Raw genomic sequence first — 20,293 nt, 5'->3', positions numbered from 1 at the left:
TCCTCCGGGTTGGGTGAAGCGGAGAATCCCACCTCACAGAAATGCGGGCACGGCTTGCTGCAACTCGGCAATTTCAGTGGTGAACGCCACGAGCTGCGCCATGTTCGAAATGTTTGGAATGTCTCGAAGTACGTTTGCCTGATAGAATTCACGGGAAACGAGATCCAATTGATCGGCGAGGGGACGGCAGGGAGCCGATTGCGGGTCGCTCGCGAGCGCCCCGAATATCACCTCCGATACGATGATCGAACCGAGCAGCCCGAGGTGCAGGCCGCCCGTCTGCTGCATCGCCTCGAACAGGATGAAGAACGGCAGCGGAGGATCGTTCGAAAGGGTTTCGATGTCCTCGTCGGTCAGTGCGCCATAGGCGCGTCCCGAGCGCAGCCATCCACGAAGCTGATCGACACGGTAGGCGCGGTCGGCAAGTAGGCGCGACATGGCGATGAACTGCGGCTGCCTGCCGCCGATCTCGGCGATCAGGGCGTCTACCGACCACATGCCGGCAAGGCTTGCGCCGAGCAGGTCGCGATAGAGCAGGCCGACGCGTTCGGTTTCGTCGAACGCCGGAAAGATCTGGTCATTGCCGAGCCCGTCGCTGAGGTGCGGTCCGATGCGGCGGCTGAAATTTGGCGTCGACCCGCCGATCTCGAAAAAGCGCGACCATTGCACCATCCAGGTCTCGTCGAGCGGCATGTTCGCCGGATCGTTCATCGAGCTCTTTTCGAGCGTGTTGTTGAGGTCGTGGAGGGACAGGTCGTTGATCTGGTACTCCGGCCGCACCATGGCGTGACCGAAACGGAATGCGCCGTGCGAGAACTCGAGCGGAATTTCCCAATCGCCGATCGCCCCATTCGCGGCGGGATCGGGGCGGTCGATGAAGTGCGGGGCGGGCCTGCCATAGCTGGCGTGAACTGCCGGGTGGAGCACCCGCTGCATCAGGTCGTTGCGGATGACGTTGTGATAGATGGCCGTCAGCGCGCCGCGGGCGCACAGGAAGCGCTTGTAGGCGGCACCGAACCTGGCGTTGGATACCGCGTGACCTTCCTGGCGGCGGATGATGTCGACGAGCCCGTTATGCAGCAGCGCAAACAGCGCGGTGAGCTGTGACATGACGGCATGGTCGTCGTTGCGCGGATCGGCGACCAGGGCTTCGGTGAGGGCCACGCGAACGCCGGCGATGCTGCGATCGATTCCCGTCACGTTCTCTGCCTGGGCACGGGCGATGTCGCGGAACGGGCAGCCGGATGCCGGCTCGTTTTCTTTCCAGCGCATGCGGCCAAGCCGCAGCTTGGTGCGGCGATCGTCATTCGGCGCATCGAGCGCATAGATGTGCGGCGATCCGACCGGACCGCTGCCATACAGCGTCTCCAGCCGAAGCGGCATGCGGCGCGCATTGGCCGTTCCTCGGCCGAGCCCTCCCGCCACCGAGAGCGGGATCGCCGAGTGCACCAGATCATGCGCGATGAACTGCAGCAGATAGGTGTAGCCGGAGGGGATGAATGGATTTTCCCAATATTCCGCCGACTGAACATGGTGTGGCGGCCACTTGATGGCGGCATCCATTCGCCGCGACAGGCGGTGCATCAATCCACGCAGCTTGGCATGATCCGACGGCGAAGCGAGCGGATCGATACCGAAGGCGCGGAAGCGCTGCGAAGGAGATGGTGCGCCGAGGAAATGACGAAATCCGGGAGTGGCTGCAGCAGAAATGGGGCAGCGCACCGTGTGTTCGGAAGCTCGAAAAGACGATGCGTCGGCGACCTCTTGCACAGCCATCAAACCTGCTCTCGCGTTTGGTCAGGGCGGCGAGATTGGGAAGAAAGTCGTGAAATTATCGTGAGTTAAATCGTTAGAACCTGTGAACATCTGTGGACATCTTGGGCCTTTCGCGCGTGCTTCTCACGCCTGTTTCACGGTGGCGGAAGCGGCGGTATGATTTGCATGTCTAGCGGTGGTTGACAGAGGAGCGCACGTGAAACTTAAGCAGGCGGCAGTCTTGACGCGCTATTTCGGCGCAATGCTCGCATTGATGATTGCCGTCTCGGGCTCTGTTCACGCCGAACCCGTCTTCTCGTTTGACGCGACGCCGGGCAAGCTGCCGAAGACGGTCGTTCCGTTCCACTACGCGATCGAGCTGCGGCCTGATGCCGAGAAGCTGGAGCTTGGCGGCGTCGAAGTGATCGATATCGAGGTGCGCGAACCTACCGCGCGCCTGACGCTCAACGCGGTGAGCACAACGTTTGCGTCCGTAACGGTTGACGACGGCGCCGAGCGCGCCGACATCGCGCTCGATGCCACCGCCGAGACGGCAACATTCACCTTCGCGCAGCCGTTAGCTACGGGCGCGCATCGGCTGCGCATCGCGTTCACGGCGCGGATCAACAAGTTCGACCGCGGATTCTTTTTCGTCGATTACCCGACCGACAACGGCGCCAAGCGGCTGTTGACCAGCAAGCTCGAGCCCGCCGATGCGCGGCGGATATTTCCTTGCTGGGACGAGCCCGCCTTCAAGGCGAGCTTTGCGCTGACGGTCATCGTGCCGCGTCATCTGCTCGCCGTGGCCAACATGCCGGTGACGCGGGAGGAAATGCTCGAGCCGAACCTGAAGCGCGTTGCTTTCGCGTCCACACCGAAAATGTCGACCTATCTGTTCGTCCTGACGGTGGGCGAACTGGAGCGCATCACCGCGGAAGCGGAAGGCGTGACGGTCGGCGTCGTCGCCACCACCGGCAAGGCCGCGAAGGGACGGTTCGCGCTCGACAGCGCGGTGCAGCTGCTGGCCTGGTTCAATGATTATTTTGGCATCAAATATCCGCTCCCCAAGCTCGACCTGATCGCAGTGCCCGGCGGCTTCGGCGGCGCGATGGAGAACTGGGGCGGCATCACCTTCTTCGAAAGCCGGCTGCTGTTCGATCCCGCGACCAATCCGGACAGCGCGCGGCGCGGCATCTTTTCTATCCTCGCCCATGAGATGGCGCATCAATGGTTCGGCGATCTCGTCACCATGGCCTGGTGGGACAATCTCTGGCTCAATGAGGGCTTTGCAACCTGGATGGCGACCAAGGCCGCTGAGCAATTTCATCCGCAGTGGCAGAGCTGGCTGAACGGCTATGGCCAGAAGCAGTTCGCCATGTCACTCGACGCAAGGCGTACCACGCATCCGATCCAGCAACGGGTCGCCAATGAGAGCGAGGCGATGGTCGCGTTCGACGCCATCACCTACAACAAGGGACAGGCGCTGATCCGGATGCTGGAGAACTATCTCGGCGAAGCCGTGTTCCGCGACGGCATTCGCGCCTATATGGCTGCGCATGCCTATGGCAACACCACCACGGCCGATCTCTGGCAGGTGCTGGAGCGCGCGGGCCACAAGCCGGTGACCGAAATCGCCGCATCCTTTACCGAGCAGGATGGCGTGCCGCTGATTTCAGCCGAAACAGTTTGCCAAGGCGGTGCGCAGCGCATGACGCTGCGGCAGGATCGTTTTGCGATCGCGCCCGCACGGACGGGTCCAGCCTTGCCGCCGCGCAACTGGCAGGTGCCGGTTGCGATCGGGCCGCTGGGCGCGACACCAACTGCCGATGTCATATTGCTTCGCGGCTCGGCGGAAGCGGCGGCCGGATCCTGCGGCGAGGCGATCAAGGCTAACCTTGGCGATATCGGCTATTACCGCGTCGAGTATGGGCCGGTTAACCTGACAGCATTGACAAAGGCCCTGCCGCAGATGTCAGCCACAGACCGGGTCAATTTCCTCGCCGATAGCTGGGCGATGGTGCAGGCCGGCCGTGCCGAGCCGCCATCCTATCTCGCCTTGGTCGAACAGATCGGTGCGGATGACCGCCGTCCGGTATGGGATCAGGTCATCGGTGTGTTCTCTTCGCTCAACCGCCTGTCGCGCGAGCGCGCCGAGCGTCCGGCGCTGCAGCGCTATGCCCGCGCCAAATTGCGCCCGGTGCTCGATCGGCTCGGCTGGAACGGTAGCGGCTCCGGTGATGATGACGATACGCTGCTGCGCAGCAGCCTGATCTGGACGCTCGGCGATCTCGGCGACGAAGACGTCATCGCGGAGGCAAAGCGGCGGTTCGCCGGCTTCCTCGGCGATCCGCAATCCTTGCCCAACGCGTTGCGCGATGCCGTCACGCACGTTGCGGGCGTCACGGCGGATCGTGCGACGTATGACGCGCTGCTGGCGCTCGCGCGCAAGAGCACCGTGACCAGCGAACGTACGCGTTATTACCTCGCCGCCGCCAGCACGCGCGAACCGGCGCTGGCCCGCGCCACGCTGGCGTTGACGCTGACCGATGAAGTGCCGGGCACCATCGTTACTGGCCTGATCAATTCGGTCGGGTTCTCCGGTGAGCAGCCCGGTCTGGCCTGGGAGTTCCTGCAGAAAAATTATGATGCGCTGTTCGTAAAGCTGGGACCGCAATTCCGCGACCAGTTCGTTGCGAGCTTCATGACCAACTTCAGCGACGAACGCCGTGCTGCCGAACTCGCCGGCTTCACGCCGGCTCAGGCGACCTCGGGCGGGCGGGTGACGGCTGGCCGCGCCCAAGAGACGATCGCGATCTCGGCCGATCTCAAGGCGCGCGCGCTGCCGGCGATCGAGGCCTGGATCAAGGAACGCAAATAGCCATCGTTGCCTTGGACCGGCATTCCAGATAGCCATGGCAATGATCATGGCTTTCCCGCTTGAGGCATCTTCCTCTCATGGCTGATTTTCACGGCGTCTTTCCCTATCTGGTCTCGCCGATCGATGTGTCAGGGCAGATCCGTACCGACGTTCTCGGCCGGCTCTGCGACGATCTGATCAAGGCTGGTGTGCATGGACTGACGCCGCTGGGGTCCACCGGCGAGTTTGCCTATTTGAACCAGGCGCAGCGGACAGACGTGGTGCAGACCGCGATCGAGGCGGCGAACGGCCGCGTGCCGGTGATTGCCGGCGTGGCCTCGACGTCGACGGCGGATGCGGTGGCGCAGGCGAGGGAGTATCAAAAGCGCGGCGCCGACGGCATTCTCGCGATCATGGAAGCTTACTTTCCGGTTGCCGACGCGCAGGTCGAAGCCTATTTCCGCGCCATTGCCGATGCCGTCGACATTCCTGTGGTGATCTACACCAACCCGCAATTCCAGCGGTCCGATCTGACGCTCGATGTGATCGCCCGTCTCGCGGCCCATCCGCGCATCGGCTACATCAAGGATGCCTCGACCAATACCGGGCGGCTGCTGTCGATCATGAACCGTTGCGGCGATAGCATCAAAGTCTTCTCGGCATCAGCCCATATTCCGGCGGCGGTGATGCTGATCGGCGGGCTGGGCTGGATGGCAGGTCCCGCCTGCATCATCCCGCGGCAGAGCGTTGAACTCTATAATCTCTGCAACGCCAAGCGTTGGGACGAGGCGATGGTGCTGCAGCGCAGGCTGTGGCGCATCAACGAGGCTTTTGCGCGTTTCAATCTGGCCGCCTGCATCAAGGCCGGGCTCGACATCCAGGGCTATGCCGTCGGCGACCCCGTGCCGCCGCAGGCGCCGCTGACGGAAGAGCAGCGCAAGGTCGTCGAGGCGGCGTTGCGCGATCTGGCCTAGGTGGGATTCCTGTCGGGTGGGCAAAGCCAACGGGTCGCGCGAATGCGCGCCCGATGACAGGCTCCGCGTGCCCACCATCTATCAACGAGTCCCGACGTGAATGGTGGGCACGCTGCGCTCTGCCCACCCGACAATTCCGGTTTTCTTGGCTTAGACCGCCCGCAGCCCTTCCTTCGGCGTCTCCCGCATCAGCGCCTCCAGATCGCTTTGCTCCAAGGTCTCCTTCTCCAGCAGCTTCTTCGCCGCCCGATCCAGGATCGCGCGTCGCGCCTTCAGGATACCTTGCGCCCGTTCGAACACATGGTCGACGATCGCGCGAACCTCCTCGTCGACTGTAGCGGCCGTCTCGTCGGCATAGTCGCGCTCGCGCGTCGGATAGGGGCGATCGGCGCCGGCGAGGAAGTTGCCGGGATCGCGCTCATAGGCGACGCTGCCGAGCTTTTCCGACATGCCATAGCGCGTCACCATGCTGCGGGCGATATCGGTGACGCGGCGAAGGTCATCGGCAGCGCCGGTGGAGAGATGATTGAACACGATCAATTCAGCCGCACGGCCGCCGAGCAGCACGGCCATCTTGTTCTCCAGCTCTTCCTTGGTCATCAGGAAGCGGTCTTCGATCGGACGCTGGATGGTGTAGCCGAGCGCACCGACGCCGCGCGGGATGATCGATACCTTGTGCACGGGATCGACGCCGGGCAGCGACAGCGCGATCAGCGCGTGGCCCATCTCGTGATTGGCGACGATCTCGCGCTCCTTCGGATTGAGCAGCCGGTTTCGTTTCTCCAGCCCCGCCACCATGCGCTCGACCGCATTGTTGAAGTCGGTCATCGCTACCGCGCTTGCGCCACGGCGCGTTGCGAGCAGGGCGGCTTCGTTGACGAGGTTGGCGAGATCGGCGCCGGTGAAGCCCGGCGTGAGCGCCGCGACCGCCTCGGCATCGACGTTCGTGTCGAGCTGCACTTTCTTGATGTGCACTTTAAGAATTTCGACGCGGCCTTTCTTGTCGGGGCGATCGACCAGCACCTGCCGGTCGAAGCGGCCGGCGCGCAGCAGCGCAGGATCGAGGATTTCCGGCCGGTTGGTCGCGGCGAGGATGACGAGACCCGACCGCGAATCGAAGCCGTCGAGCTCGACCAGCAGCTGATTGAGCGTCTGCTCCTTTTCGTCATGCCCGCCGGCAAAGGGCCCGATGCCGCGAGCGCGGCCCAGCGCGTCGAGCTCGTCGATGAAGATGATGGCCGGCGCCTTCTGGTGCGCCTGCTGGAACAGGTCGCGCACCCGCGCCGCGCCGACGCCGACGAACATTTCGACGAATTCCGAACCGGAAATCGAGAAGAACGGCACTTTGGCCTCACCGGCGACGGCCTTGGCCAGCAGTGTCTTGCCAGTGCCGGGCGGACCGACCAGCAGCACGCCCTTCGGCATGCGTCCGCCGAGCCGCCCGTAGTCGGTGGGATTTTTGAGGAAGTCGACGACCTCGCGCAGTTCGTCCTTGGCTTCGTCGACACCAGCGACGTCGGAGAAGTTCACCCCGGTATCGGACTCGACATAGACCTTGGCCTTGCTCTTGCCGATCGCCATCAACCCGCCGCCAAGGCCGCCGCCTTCCGCGGCGCGTTTGCCGATATACCACCACAGGCCGAAGAACAGCAGCACCGGCATGACCCAGGACAAGAGGTCGCGCAGAAACGTGCTCTCGATCTGCCCGGTGAATTTGACGTTATATTTCTCCAGCTCCTGTGCGGTCTCCTGGTCGACGCGCGTGGTGATGAACTGCTTCTGTCCCCCCGAAAGCGGCTCCTTCAACGTGCCCTGCACGGTCCGGTCCGAGATGCCGACGCTCACCACCTTGCCTTGCTTCAGGAGCTGTTGATATTCGCTATAGGGAATGACGGCGATTTGGTTCGCCATGGAAATGAAGTACTGGATCACGATGACGGCAAAGATCGCAGCGATCGCATAGCCGACATTGAAACGTGTCTTGTTGTTCATGATCGAACTCCAGGAGCACACACAGTCCGCATCGGCACATTTGCCTCAAATCAGCGAAAGCCGTGCCGGGACCCTCGATTGTGGCCTCCTGACAATGGGTTGAGGGACGCTTGGTTTCAACGGTGAGGGCTGCTTGCGCGACAATACGCGCTCCCTAGATGATATCTGCCCATCCCCCGGGTGCGCCAACAAGTCTCTGAACGGCCAGAAACTTTCGGCTGGTCAGGGCGTTTGCTGACGCGGACGCCTGATGGGCTGAAATCTCCGCTTCCCGTTCTCCTCGCTGGACGCGGCATTTACCAGATGAGTATTCGATGAGCCGTCGCTTCGCGCTTTCCCTCGCCGCCATCGCAGCCGTGCTGGTTGCCTTGACGCTCTCCAACATCCGCTACAGCCCGTGGACCAATATTTCGGCCCGCACCGTTGACCAGCGCGGGCCGCTTTCCGAGGCCGAGCGCGCCAATATCGAACTGTTCGAGCGCGTGTCACCGTCGGTCGTGCAGGTCGCCGCGCGCTCCGGCGCCGCCAATCCGCTGGCCGAGGATGAAGGCGGCGAAGCCGGCGCGGGCGCAGCCTCGGGCACAGGCTTTATCTGGGACAATGACGGCCACGTGGTCACGAACAATCATGTCGTTCAGAATGGCAGCGAAGTCGCGGTTCGCTTTGCCTCCGGCGAAGTGGCTCGCGCGGAGGTCATCGGCGTCGCGCCCAACTACGACCTCGCGGTGCTCAGGATCAGGAGCGCGCGCAAGCTGCCGCCGCCGGTGGCGCTGGGAAGCTCGAGTGAACTCAAGGTCGGCCAGTCGGCCTTTGCGATCGGCAATCCGTTCGGCCTCGATCAATCGCTGACCAGCGGCATCATCAGCGCGCTGAAGCGTCGGCTGCCGACCTCGAGCGGCCGCGAGATCGCCAACGTGATCCAGACCGACACCGCGATCAATCCCGGCAATTCGGGCGGGCCGCTGCTGGATTCAGCGGGAAGGCTGATCGGCGTCAACACCGCGATTCTCTCGCCCTCCGGCACCAGCGCCGGCATCGGCTTTGCAATCCCCGCGGACATCGTCAATCGTGTGGTGCCTGAGCTTATCAAGAACGGCCGCGTGCCGACGCCCGGGATCGGCATTGTCGCCGCGAGCGAGGCGGTCTCGACCAGGCTAGGCATCGAGGGGGTGATCGTGGTGCGCACCGCGCCCGGCAGCCCGGCCGAGCGCGCCGGCATTCGCGGCGTCGATTTCAATTCGGGAGCGCTCGGCGACGTTATCGTTCAGGCCGACGGCAAGCCGGTGCACCGGCTCTCCGACCTGACCGACCAGATCGAGCAGGTCGGTGCTGGCAAGAGCATTCGCATCGGCCTGAAACGAGGTTCGCAAGCCCGCGATATCACCATCGATATCGTCGACGTCGGCCGCAGCTGATACCCCTTCTTGACAGCAGGATCATACCCCGCTCGCGGCCGGTGGCGAGGCGCGCGCTGGCGCATTTATTGCAGGCATTATTGCAATGAATTGAATGCGTTGCCTCCCGCGGAAAAACCGCTAAAACCCCGCCCAATTCCTACCAAGAAGCTCGAAGGAAAAACTGATGAACATTCTTCCCGGCAATATGCGTTTCGGTGCGGGCCAGCCGGTCAAGCGTTTGGAAGACCAGCGGCTGCTGACCGGGAAGGGACTGTTCATCGACGACAAACCGGAGGAGGGCGCGCTGTGGCTCTATCTGCTGCGCTCGCCGCATGCGCACGCGAAGATCGTCTCGGTTGATACGGCAGCAGCGGCCGGGATGGACGGCGTCCAGGCGGTCTATACCGGCGCCGACCTGATCAAGGACGATATCGGCACGCTCCCGACGCTCGCCATCTTCAAGCGGCCGGACGGCTCGGCGATGACGGTGCCGCCGCGCCGGCTGCTGGCGCATGAGGTGGTGCGTTATGCCGGCGAGGCCGTCGCCGCCGTGGTCGCGACCTCGCGCGTGCAGGCGCAGACCGCGGCCGAAGCCATCGTCGTCGATTACGAGGTGCTGCCATCTGTGGTCGATCCCTTGGAAGCGGTCAAGCCCGGTGCGCCGGCGGTGTGGCCGGAGGCGCCGGATAACGTCGTCGCCGCGATGAGCTATGGCGATGCCGCCAAGGTCGAGGAAGCCTTTGCCAATGCCGCGCACAAAGTCTCGCTCGATCTGGTCAGCCAGCGGCTGGTGCCGTCGGCCATGGAGCCGCGCTCGACGATTGCCGAGATCGAGAAGAAGACCGGCCGCCTGATCCTGCACGTGCAGTCGCAGACCCCCGGCTCGACCCGCGATCTGCTCGCGGAATCCATTCTGAAGCGGCCGAAGGACAGCGTCCGTGTGCTGGTCGGCGATATCGGCGGCGGTTTTGGCCAGAAGACCAGTCTTTATCCGGAGGACGGCATCGTCGCTTACGCCGCGACCAAGCTGAACAAGAAGATCCGTTGGCGCGGCGACCGTACCGATGAGTTCGTCGGCGGCACCCATGGCCGCGATCTCACCTCGACCGGCGAATTCGCGCTCGATGCCAAGGGCCGCGTGCTGGCCTATCGCGTGCGCTCGATCGGCGGCACCGGGGCGTATTCGTCGGGAACGGCGAACATCATTCCGCTGGTGCTCGGGCCATTCGTGCAGACCGGCGTCTACGATCTGCCGCTGGTGCATTTCGAGGTGAAGTCGGTGATGACCAACACCGCGCCGGTCGGCGCCTATCGCGGCGCGGGGCGGCCGGAAGCCGTGTTCATCGTCGAGCGTCTGATGGACGCCGCGGCGCGGCAGATCGGCATGGACCCGCGCACCATCCGCAAGGTGAATTACATCAAGCCGGCGCAACTGCCCTACACCAATGCCGTCGGCCAGGTGTACGATTCCGGCGCGTTCGCCCACATGCTGTCACGCGCCGCCGAACTGGCCGACTGGGACGGCTTTGCCGCGCGCAAGAAGGCGGCGAAGAAGAAGGGCCTGCTCTACGGGCGCGGCCTCACCAGCTATATCGAATGGACCGGCGGGCGCGCGCACACCGAAAAGGTCTCTCTGCATGCGACTGCGGAAGGCCGCATCATCCTGCATTCCGGCACCATGGCGATGGGGCAGGGCCTGCAGACCACCTACACCCAGATGGTATCCGAATCGCTCGGCATCGCCCTCGACAAGATCGACGTCGTGCAGGGCGATACCGATCTCGCCACCGGCTTCGGCAGTGTCGGTTCGCGCTCGCTGTTCGTCGGCGGTACGGCGGTGGCGGTTTCGGCGAACGACATGATAAACAAGGCGCGCGAGAAGGCCTCGAACGTGCTGGAGACCTCGGTCGAGGATATCGAATACCGCGACGGCTGGCTGACGGTGGTCGGCACTGACAAGAAGATCAGCCTGTTCGAGATTGCCAAGAAGGAAGATGGCGCGCAGCTTTCCGTCGATTCCGAAGGCGAGGTCGACGGGCCGAGCTGGCCGAACGGCACGCATATCTGCGAAGTCGAGATCGATCCCGAAACCGGTGTCACGCGGGTGGTGCGCTACACCACGGTCGATGACGTCGGCGTGGCCGTCAACCCGATGCTGGTGACCGGGCAGGTGCATGGCGGCGTCGCCCAGGGCATCGGGCAGGCGCTCTATGAGGGCGTCGCCTACAGCGAGGAAGGCCAGCTCTTGACCGCGAGCTATCAGGACTACTGCGTGCCGCGTGCCGACGACATTCCGCCGATCACGGTCACGCTCGATGATTCCGCGCCCTGTCGCACCAACCCGCTCGGCGCCAAGGGCTGCGGCGAATCCGGCGCCATCGGCGGCCCGCCCTGCGTCGCCAACGGCGTGATGGATGCGCTTAGTGAGCTTGGCATCACGCAGCTGAATACGCCGCTGACGCCCGCCAAGGTGTGGCAGGCGATAAGGGATGCGCGGGTGGTGGGGTAGGACGCCCTTCATCCGCCCCTTGAGGGGGAGGGTCGGCACGCATGAGCGCAGCGAGATGTGAGGCGGGGTGGGGTGCTCTCTCAACACGGGCACTGTTGGCTGTGGAGAGACCGTCACCCCACCTCGGTTCGCATTGCATGCGAACCGATCCTCCCCCTCCAGGGGAGGATAAGACGAGCCGCAATTGGTCGCGTTACAACCCCAACACCATCTTCGCGATGATATCGCGCTGGATCTCCGACGAGCCGCCGAAGATCGTATACGCCCGGCCGTTGAGATATTCCGGCACCATCGGCAGCATTTCCTCCGGAATTCCCGGCGTCTCGTTGAGGCGGTAGAGGGGCCGCATTGGCTCGACATAGAGGCCGTCATGGCCGATTACATCGACGCCGAGCCGCGTCACCGCCTGGCGGATTTCGCTGTTGCGCAGCTTCAATATCGACGACACCGCGCCGGGGTTTTGTCCGGTCTGCAGCGCGGAGAGCACGCGCAGCTCGGTCATCTCGAGCGCATCGATATCGACCTCGATCTCCGACATCCGCACCGCGATATCGGGATCGTCGATGGCGCGGCCGGTGACGTCGGATTCGGCCAGATCGGAAATCGTCTTCAGCGCATCGCGCAGCTTGGCCGAAGCAATGCCGGCGCCGCGCTCGAATTCGAGCAGATATTTGCCGTAGGTCCAACCCTTGCCTTCCTCGCCGACGCGGCTCGCGACAGGCACGCGCACGTCGTCGAAGAACACCTGGTTGACCTCGTGATCGCCGCCGATGGTCAGGATCGGCCGCGTCGTGATGCCCGGGCTCTTCATGTCGATCAGGATGAAGGAGATGCCGTCCTGCTGCCGCTCGGTCTCGTTGGTGCGCACCAGCGCGAACATCATGTTGGCGTGGTGGGCGTGCGTGGTCCAGATCTTGGTGCCGTTGATGATGTAGTGGTCGCCATCGCGCGCCGCGCGGGTTTTCAGCGAGGCGAGATCGGAGCCGGAGCCCGGTTCGGAATAGCCCTGGCACCAGTAATCCTCGCCGGCGAGAATCCGCGGCAGGTAATAATTCTTCTGCTCGGGTGTGCCGAAGCCGATGATAACGGGGCCGACCATCTTGACGCCCATCACGTTCACATTGGGCACGCCGGCGCGGGCGCTTTCGCTCTCGAAGATCCAGCGCTGCGCCGGGGTCCAGGGCGGCCCGCCATATTCCACAGGCCAGCCCGGCGCGCCCCAGCCTTTCCGGTGCAGCGCGCGCTGCCAGGCCATGCCGATATCGGGATCGGAAAAGACCGACGGCGTCAGTGCGGTGGCACGTTTCATTTCCGCCGTGAGGTTGGCTGCGATGAAGTCGCGGACTTCCTTTTCAAACGCGCGCTCTTCGGCGCTGAACGTCAGATCCATGGTTTCAGCTCCTTGTCAGGCCTGAGCGGCACGGCCGCCGAGCGCGGCATGACGGCGATAATGATGGGCGCTGCTGCCGAACAGCGTCTCGAAGGCAAGCAGCCGTTTGAAGTAGGCGCCGATGTCGAGCTCTTCGGTGACGCCCATCGCGCCATGAAGCTGCACCGACTGCTCGGCGACGAAGCGCGCGCATTTGCCGATCTTGGCTTTTGCGCCGGAGGCCGCGCGGCTGCGCGCCAGCGGCTCGGCATTCGCCGTCAGCGCGGCGCGCAAGGCCATCGAGCGCGCCTCGTCGCACTGCATCGCCATGTCGGCGAGGCGATGGCGGATCACCTGGTTGGCCGAGAGCGGCCGGCCGAACTGCTTTCTGATTTTTGTGTATTCGAGCGTCTGGTCGAGCAGGGTCTGCATGATGCCGACGGCTTCAGCCCCAAGTGCGGCCATCGCGCGGTCGACCACAGCTTCGATTGCGGACAGTGCGTCGCTGCCGTCGCCAAGCAGTGCGTCGGCGGGAAGCTCGACGCCGCTCATTTCGAGATTGCAGGCGCGGCCACCGCCAAGCCGGGGGTAGTCGCGCAAGGCAAGACCGTGCGTGCCTTGTGGTACCAGAAACAGGCAGAGCTTGCCGTCATCGATGCGGGCCGAAACAACGATCTGGTGGGCCGCATTGCCGTCGAGCACGGCGATTTTTTGTCCGTCGAGACGCCAGCCGCCGGACGTCTTCTTCGCCGTGGTCCAAACAGCGCCGAGATCGAAGCGCGCCTGACGCTCCGAATGCGCCAATGCGAGATACAGCGAACCGTCGGCGATTTTTGGCAACAGCGCCTGCTTCTGCGCCTCCGTGCCGCATTCGGCGATCAGCGATGCCCCGATCACGGCGGTGGAGAGATACGGCTCGGCGACGAGGCCGCGGCCGAACGCTTCCATCAGGATGCCGATCTCGATCGCGCCGCCGCCAAGCCCGCCGTAAGCCTCGGGGATCGGCAGCGCCAGCCAGCCCAGTTCGGCGAACTGCTTCCAGATCCCGGCGCTGAAGCCGAGCGGCTCGTTCGCCGTCCGGCGGCGGAGATCGGCTGTATAGGTCTCGTTGACGAAGCGGTCGGCACTCTCGCGCAGCAATCGCTGCTCGTCGGTCAGGGTAAGGTCCATCTGTTGTTTTTGCTTTCTCTATTTTACCTGTGCCGATTTCCGAACCGAGGGATGAAGGCCAGCGGGATCGACCATCATGCCGAACTCCTGCAGATTGTGCGCATGGCAGAGTTGGTGCAGCGCGAACGCCTGATCGATCGCCGCCGGCTGTCCCATCACGTCGACCGAGCGATTGACCGCTTCCTTGGTCAGCTTCAGCGCGAAGGACGGCTTGGCGGCGATCCGCTCGGCGAGCTTCAGCACGAAGGACGACAGCTCCTCGCGCGGCACCACGTGGTTGACCATGCCGAGCCGGTGCGCTTCCTCCGCGGTCCAGACGTCAGCAGTGAACAGCAATTCCTTCGCTTTCCGCGGACCGAGCTCCCAGGGATGCACGAACCATTCGACGCCGCAGACACCCATGGTGACGACGGGATCGCAGAATTCCGCGTCACTGCTTGCGACGATGAGGTCGCAGGCCCATGCCAGCATCAACCCGCCGGCGATGCACTTGCCGTGCACTTCCGCGATCGTCGGCTTTGCCAGATTGCGCCAGCGCCGCGTGATCTGCAGGTAGATCTCCTGCTCGCGCGCGAAACGTCCATGGGCATTGGGCTCGGCAAATCCGCCCCAATTTCCAACCGGCGGAAAATCCGCGCCGGCGGTGTTCTTACCGGTCGGTCGCAGATCATGCCCCGACGAAAAATGCGGGCCATTGCCGGCGAGAATGATGACCTTGACCGTATCGTCCTGCACTGCCTGGTCGAAGGCGGCATTGAGGTCGTAGGTCATCTGCAGGTTTTGCGCGTTGCGCGCTTCGGGCCGGTTCATCACGATTCGCGCGATGCGCGGCTCCGGCCGCTCCACGACGATGGTTTCGAATGGCATCACGGCCCTCGCGTTTCCCTTTTTGTTGCCGGCCATGTTGTTATTTCGGCAAATGATACGCAAGTGCCGTCTGGTGCAGCCGGTCTGCAAAATCGGCCTGACGCAATCTCCGGCCTGCATACCCCGCGCAACCATTCTGCTATGCTGGCGTTTGATTGTTTTCGGGAGAGTTCGATGCGCAGATTATTGACCGTGTTGGCGACGCTGTCGTGCCTGAGCCTGACCAATTGCGGCTACAACGCCATCCAGACCACTGACGAGCAGGTCAAGTCGAGCTGGTCGGAAGTCGTCAACCAGTACCAGCGCCGGGCCGATCTGGTGCCGAACCTCGTCAATTCCGTGAAGGGCTTTGCGCAGCAGGAAAAGGACGTCTTGCTCGGCGTCACTAACGCGCGCGCCAAGGTCGGCAGCGTCCAGGCGACGCCGGAAGTGCTGAACGACCCGACAGCTTTCCAGAAATTCCAGGCGGCACAGAGCGAGTTGACGAGCGCGTTATCGCGCCTCCTGGTCGTGACCGAGAACTATCCGCAGCTCAAGTCCGACACGCTGTTTCGCGATCTCATGGCGCAGCTCGAGGGCACCGAGAACCGCATCACCGTGGCGCGCAACCGCTACATCAAGGCGGTGCAGGACTACAATGTCGGCATCCGCACCTTTCCGAACAATCTGACGGCGATGGCGTTCGGCTACAAGGAGAAGCCGAATTTTACGGTCGATAACGAGAAAGCGATCTCGACCGCGCCGAAGGTTGATTTCAATCCGACGCCGGCGCCCGCGAAATAGCGGGTGAGCGAACGATCCGCGATGAACGCTGCAAGAGCCTCCCTTCTGGCGCTGCTGCTGTGCTGGGCTTGCTCAGCGCTGGCCCTCGTCGCGGTGCCGCCGCTGACGGGCCGCGTCGTCGACCAAACCGGCACGCTCTCGGCCGGCGATATCGCTGCATTGACGCAGCAACTGAAAGATCTGGAAACGCGAAAGGGCAGCCAGATCGCGGTGCTGATCGTGCCGACAACCGACGGCGAGGCGATCGAGCCGTTCGCGCTCCGTGTCGCGGAGGCGTGGAAGATCGGCCGCAAGAAGATCGACGACGGCGCGCTGCTCGTGATCGCCAAGAACGATCGCCGGTTGCGCATCGAGGTCGGCTACGGCCTCGAGGGCGCGCTCACCGACGCTACCACCAAGCGCATCATCGATGAGGATATCACGCCGAAGTTCAAGAGCGGCGATTTTGCCGGCGGGGTTTCGGCAGGCGTCAACCGGATGATCGGGGTGGCTAATGGTGAGAAACTGCCGGAGCCGGAACCGCCGCACTGGCAGGATGGCGGGCTGCTCGGCAATATCGATCCGTTTAATCCCGTTGCTCTGATCTTCGTTTTCATTGTCGGTACGGTGCTGAGGGCGGTGCTTGGCCGGTTCATCGGGGCGGCGGCAACCGGCGGCATCGTCGGGATATTCGGATGGTTCATGGCGGGATCGCTTGCGGCCGCGATCCTCATCGGCTTTATCGCTTTCGTCGTGACGTTCCTCGTTCAGAACATGGGCTCAATGGGCCCAGGCGTGGGCCGCCGCGGCAGGGATAGTGGGTGGGTCACGGGCGGCAGCGGAGGTTCATGGTCGGGCGGCAGCAGTTCGAGTGACAGCGACAGCGGTTTCAGCGGGGGCGGCGGCAGCTTCGGCGGCGGTGGTGCCTCGGGGAGCTGGTAGACATGAAGGCGGCGCGCATCATCAGGCATCTTCTGCAGCATCACTGGCGGCGGCGTCTCGCGTTTCCGCCGGCGACGCTGGCGAAGATCGAGCAGGGGATCAAGGCCGGCGAAGCCACGCATGCCGCACAGCTTCGCTTCGTCGTCGAAGGCGCGCTCGACGGCGCGCCCTTGTTTCGTAACCAGCCGGCACGGGAGCGGGCGCTGGACGTCTTTTCCCAGCTCCGCGTTTGGGACACCGCGCAGAATAACGGCGTGCTGATCTATTTGCTTCTCGCCGATCGCGACGTCGAGATCGTCGCCGACCGTGGCATCGATGCCAAGGTCGGCCGCGAGGGCTGGGAAAGGATCTGCCGGGAGATGGAAACCGATTTCAGGGCAGGGGAATTTGAGCGCGGCGTCATCAGGGGCATCGAGGCGGTGTCGCGCGAACTGGCGACGCATTTTCCAAAGGTGGATGGCGGTTCGAATGAACTGCCTGATACGCCGGTGGTGCTGTAAAGCGCTGCCGCTGTCTTATACCAATGGATAGTCGGCTGCATCCTCTTGCACAGTGTGAGCCTATCTCAGAACGGTTCTTTTATATCTAGGTGCAATGGCGTCGGTCGGCGCGGGAGGTTACTGATCAAGGTAGATTTAGGAAGTGGAATGCAACGCAGCGGAACCGGACCCGCGAGCCGGCAGTTGCAAGACAAGGTCGGCGGCGTAACGCCCGCCGGCCTTTTCTCTTGGCCGACTGGCCGCCACCACGATACGTGGTCCGCGAACAGATCATCTCACACAGACTCACCAGCTCCGAGCGTGCCGCGGTAGGCCTGCCTTCGATATTCGGCCGGCGTGACGTTCATATGTCGGCGAAACACCCGATTAAGATGGCTCTGATCGGCGAAGCCGCTCAAGAGGGCGATCTCCTTCAGCGGCAGCCGATCTTTGCGTAGATGCTGGCACGCACGCTCCACCTTGCGGATCAGCACGTAGGCATGAGGGCGCATTCCGTAGTGTGCCTGGAATTTGCGCGCAAACTGTACCGGTGTGCAGTTGCAGATGTTTGCCAGCTCCTCGAGCGTTATGTTCCGGAAGATATTCTGCTCGATATAGTCTTCGATCAGGCGCGCATGAGCCGGTCTGAAACGTCCCTGTGCGCAGGGCATTTTGAAATGCACGGAGGCGTATTTCCGCAGGATGTGCACGCTGGCCTGGAGCGCCAGCGCATCGTAACAGAGCCGCCCGCCCGGACCTCCTGAGGCGACCTCCTGAACCATCTGATCGCTGATCCAGGTCAGGATCGGATCGTCGATCCTGAGCAGGTCATGGAGCTCAACGGCTTCCGCGTCGCGGTCAAACGCCTCGCTCGCTGTCTTCGCCATCAGCGTCGGCGATATGTAGAAATGACTGACCTCGATGTCATGTGCCCAGCGCCAGTTCGAGGCCTCCGCGCGGGTCAGCAGCGTGGTGACGCCACGGCCGACATGGTCCTGCTTCCACGCTCCCGTAACGCGGCGGTTCATCGACGTCGTGCCTTCGCGGTAGACGACGATCAGAAAGTTTTCCGACGGCGGGACCCAGATGTCGGACGGCTCATAGCGGAACACCCGCAGCCGGAAATCGGCCTTTCCCACCGCAAGGCTGTCCAACTTCAGTTGACCGGGAGCGTAGCGGGGCAGCTCCTCAACCGTGATGAATTGGCCCATGGGTCGGGCTCCCTCCGTGCAAACTCTTCGGGCGCGGTTCACCGCTCTTTTCGTTGGCCGGATTGCAGCCCCGGCAGCATAAGCCGCTTTTGCCATTTGCCAAGCGAACTGTGCCGGACCGCCCACTTGGCCGCGGGGTGCCGGAGGATTCGTTCAAAGGATTGTCTGTTTCATCCAAGCCCGGAACACCGATGGGCTCGTAGCCTCCTTCGCGTCTCAAGCAGGAACGGAAAGACGGCAAAAAAGCCGCGAGCCTTAGAACTCATCCGATCGACTTGCCGGGACTGACAATCCGCGACGCGTCGCCAGCCGATCACATGTCGGCTGGGAGGAAGGCCGTACGCGCAAAGAACCTGGGAGGGAAAGATGACGAAAGCCGCAACCAAGCCCAACGGAGGCAACGGCGCGCAGGTGACGGCGAAACTCGACGCCGTGGTAGTCGGGGCCGGCGTTGCCGGGCTCTACGCGCTGTATCGACTGCGTGAACAGGGCATGAGCGTCAGGGCGATCGACGCGGCGTCAGGCGTCGGCGGCACCTGGTACTGGAATCGCTATCCTGGCGCGCGCTTCGATTCCGAAAGCTACATCTATCAGTACCTGTTTTCCGAGGAGCTGTACAAGGGATGGAGCTGGAGCGAGAAATTCCCCGGCCAGCCGGAAATCGAACGCTGGCTGAACTATGTGGCGAACCGTCTCGATCTCCACAAGGACATCCAGTTCGCCACGACGGTCCAGAGTGCGCATTTCAACGAAGCGACGCAGCGCTGGCTCGTCACGACCGATCGGGGCGACGTGATCGACAGCCAATTCCTGGTCACCTGCTGCGGCATGCTCTCGGCGCCCCACGTGTCGTTCCCGGGGCAGGAGTCGTTCAAGGGGCAGGTGTTCCACACGGCGCGCTGGCCGAACCAGCCGGTCGATTTCGCCGGAAAGCGCGTCGGTGTTATCGGTAACGGCGCGACCGGCATCCAGGTCATCCAGACCATCGCCGGCCAAGTCGGCCATATGAAGGTGTTCATCCGCACGCCGCAATACATCATCCCGATGAAGAACCCGAAATACGGCCCGGCGGATGCGGAGGCCTACAAGTCGAAGTTCAAGCGCTTCACCGAACGGCTGCCGCATACCTTTACCGGATTTGAATACGATTTCGAGCACACTTGGGCCGGCCTTACGGGACAACAGCGCCGCGAGGTGATCGAGGATTGCTGGAATGACGGCTCCCTCAAACTGTGGATCTCGTCCTTCGCGGAGCTGTTCTTTGAAGAGGAGGTCAACAGCGAGATCTCCGAATTTGTTCGCGAGAAGATGCGCGAACGGCTCAAGGATCCGAAATTGTGCGAGCTGTTGATTCCGTCGAACTATGGGTTCGGGACGCATCGGGTCCCGCTCGAGCAGAACTTCCTCGAGGCCTTCCACCGTCCCAATGTCGAGATCGCCAGCGTCAAGAGTAATCCGATCGAGTGCGTGACGCCGACGGGGATCAAGACCGCCGACGGGACCATCCATGACCTCGATATCATTATCCTGGCGACCGGATTCGACGCTGGTACCGGCGCGCTGACGCGGATCGACATCAGGGGGCGCGGCGGAAGGTCGCTGAAAGATGACTGGAGCAGGGACATCCGCACCACGATGGGCCTGCAGGTTCACGGCTATCCGAACCTGTTCACGACCGCCGTGCCGCTCGCGCCCTCGGCCGCGCTCTGCAACATGACCACGTGTCTGCAGCAGCAGGTAGAATGGATCGACGATTGCATCGCCTACATGCGCCGCCAGAGCCTCAACGTCATCGAGCCGACGAAGGACGCGGAGGACGGGTGGGTAGCCCATCACGATGAGATCGCCAATGCGACGCTGATCGCAAAAACCAATTCCTGGTATCTGGGCTCGAACGTCCAGGGCAAGCCGCGCCGGGTCCTGTCGTATTGCGGCGGCGTCGGTGCCTATCGCCAGAAGTGCGACGAGGTCGCGGCGAACGGCTACCCGGGCTTTGCCATGCAGTGATC

The 20,293-nt window shown here is 63.3% G+C and carries 14 protein-coding genes; 8 read left to right on the top strand and 6 right to left on the bottom strand.

The genetic code is table 11. The features are described from left to right. Nucleotides 1–33: 33 nt before the first annotated feature. Entirely contained in the window at nt 34–1,722 is a 1,689-nt protein-coding gene (locus QA643_RS34230) for a peroxidase family protein (protein WP_283030055.1), read from the bottom strand. 250 nt (nt 1,723–1,972) lie between these two features. Between QA643_RS34230 and QA643_RS34225 the strand changes: the two genes are divergently transcribed. Further along, on the top strand, nt 1,973–4,633 hold the full coding sequence (locus QA643_RS34225; protein WP_283030054.1) for a M1 family metallopeptidase: 2,661 nt from the start codon (nt 1,973–1,975) through the stop codon (nt 4,631–4,633). Nucleotides 4,634–4,710: 77 nt separating this feature from the next. Beyond that, on the top strand, nt 4,711–5,586 hold the full coding sequence (locus tag QA643_RS34220) for a dihydrodipicolinate synthase family protein (protein ID WP_283030053.1): 876 nt from the start codon (nt 4,711–4,713) through the stop codon (nt 5,584–5,586). 150 nt (nt 5,587–5,736) lie between these two features. Here QA643_RS34220 and ftsH read toward each other — a convergent pair whose 3' ends face one another. Further along, a complete protein-coding gene (ftsH, locus tag QA643_RS34215; protein WP_283030052.1) occupies nt 5,737–7,578 on the bottom strand; it encodes an ATP-dependent zinc metalloprotease FtsH in 1,842 nt (613 codons plus the stop codon). A gap of 314 nt (nt 7,579–7,892) precedes the next feature. Here ftsH and QA643_RS34210 point away from each other — a divergent pair, with 314 nt between their 5' ends. Together QA643_RS34210 and QA643_RS34205 are read left to right on the top strand one after the other, a co-directional pair. Next, on the top strand, nt 7,893–8,993 hold the full coding sequence (locus QA643_RS34210; RefSeq protein ID WP_283030051.1) for a trypsin-like peptidase domain-containing protein: 1,101 nt from the start codon (nt 7,893–7,895) through the stop codon (nt 8,991–8,993). A gap of 166 nt (nt 8,994–9,159) precedes the next feature. Beyond that, nucleotides 9,160–11,484 carry a xanthine dehydrogenase family protein molybdopterin-binding subunit gene (locus QA643_RS34205; RefSeq protein WP_283030050.1) on the top strand — a complete coding sequence of 775 codons (2,325 nt, stop codon included), beginning with the start codon at nt 9,160–9,162 and terminating at the stop codon, nt 11,482–11,484. Nucleotides 11,485–11,677: 193 nt separating this feature from the next. Here the strand turns inward: QA643_RS34205 and QA643_RS34200 are convergent, their stop codons facing one another. The 3 genes from QA643_RS34200 to QA643_RS34190 are packed head-to-tail and all read right to left on the bottom strand — an operon-like array spanning nt 11,678 to nt 14,893. Next, the gene (locus QA643_RS34200; RefSeq protein WP_283030049.1) at nt 11,678–12,874 is read right to left on the bottom strand and encodes an acyl-CoA dehydrogenase family protein; all 1,197 of its coding nucleotides are present in this window, start codon (nt 12,872–12,874) and stop codon (nt 11,678–11,680) included. Between the two features lie 15 nt (nt 12,875–12,889). Then, the gene (locus QA643_RS34195) at nt 12,890–14,023 is read right to left on the bottom strand and encodes an acyl-CoA dehydrogenase (RefSeq protein WP_283030048.1); all 1,134 of its coding nucleotides are present in this window, start codon (nt 14,021–14,023) and stop codon (nt 12,890–12,892) included. Nucleotides 14,024–14,041: 18 nt separating this feature from the next. Then, on the bottom strand, nt 14,042–14,893 hold the full coding sequence (locus tag QA643_RS34190; RefSeq protein ID WP_283035026.1) for an enoyl-CoA hydratase: 852 nt from the start codon (nt 14,891–14,893) through the stop codon (nt 14,042–14,044). Between the two features lie 171 nt (nt 14,894–15,064). Here QA643_RS34190 and QA643_RS34185 point away from each other — a divergent pair, with 171 nt between their 5' ends. Genes QA643_RS34185 through QA643_RS34175 form a run of 3 tightly spaced genes read left to right on the top strand, consistent with a single transcriptional unit; the run spans nt 15,065 to nt 17,094 of the window. Further along, nucleotides 15,065–15,673, top strand: coding sequence for a LemA family protein (locus QA643_RS34185; RefSeq protein WP_283030047.1), 609 nt, complete (start codon nt 15,065–15,067; stop codon nt 15,671–15,673). A gap of 21 nt (nt 15,674–15,694) precedes the next feature. Further along, on the top strand, nt 15,695–16,594 hold the full coding sequence (locus QA643_RS34180; protein ID WP_283035025.1) for a TPM domain-containing protein: 900 nt from the start codon (nt 15,695–15,697) through the stop codon (nt 16,592–16,594). A gap of 2 nt (nt 16,595–16,596) precedes the next feature. Then, nucleotides 16,597–17,094 carry a TPM domain-containing protein gene (locus QA643_RS34175; RefSeq protein ID WP_283030046.1) on the top strand — a complete coding sequence of 166 codons (498 nt, stop codon included), beginning with the start codon at nt 16,597–16,599 and terminating at the stop codon, nt 17,092–17,094. Between the two features lie 275 nt (nt 17,095–17,369). Here QA643_RS34175 and QA643_RS34170 read toward each other — a convergent pair whose 3' ends face one another. Next, nucleotides 17,370–18,410 carry an AraC family transcriptional regulator gene (locus QA643_RS34170; protein WP_283030045.1) on the bottom strand — a complete coding sequence of 347 codons (1,041 nt, stop codon included), beginning with the start codon at nt 18,408–18,410 and terminating at the stop codon, nt 17,370–17,372. 240 nt (nt 18,411–18,650) lie between these two features. Between QA643_RS34170 and QA643_RS34165 the strand changes: the two genes are divergently transcribed. Next, nucleotides 18,651–20,291, top strand: coding sequence for an NAD(P)/FAD-dependent oxidoreductase (locus QA643_RS34165; protein ID WP_283030044.1), 1,641 nt, complete (start codon nt 18,651–18,653; stop codon nt 20,289–20,291). Nucleotides 20,292–20,293: the final 2 nt, after the last annotated feature.

Origin of the sequence: Bradyrhizobium sp. CB3481 (assembly GCF_029714305.1) — a bacterium.
Taxonomy (GTDB): domain Bacteria; phylum Pseudomonadota; class Alphaproteobacteria; order Rhizobiales; family Xanthobacteraceae; genus Bradyrhizobium.
Note: the sequence above shows the minus strand (reverse complement) of the source record. Positions and strands in the feature narration are given on the sequence as shown.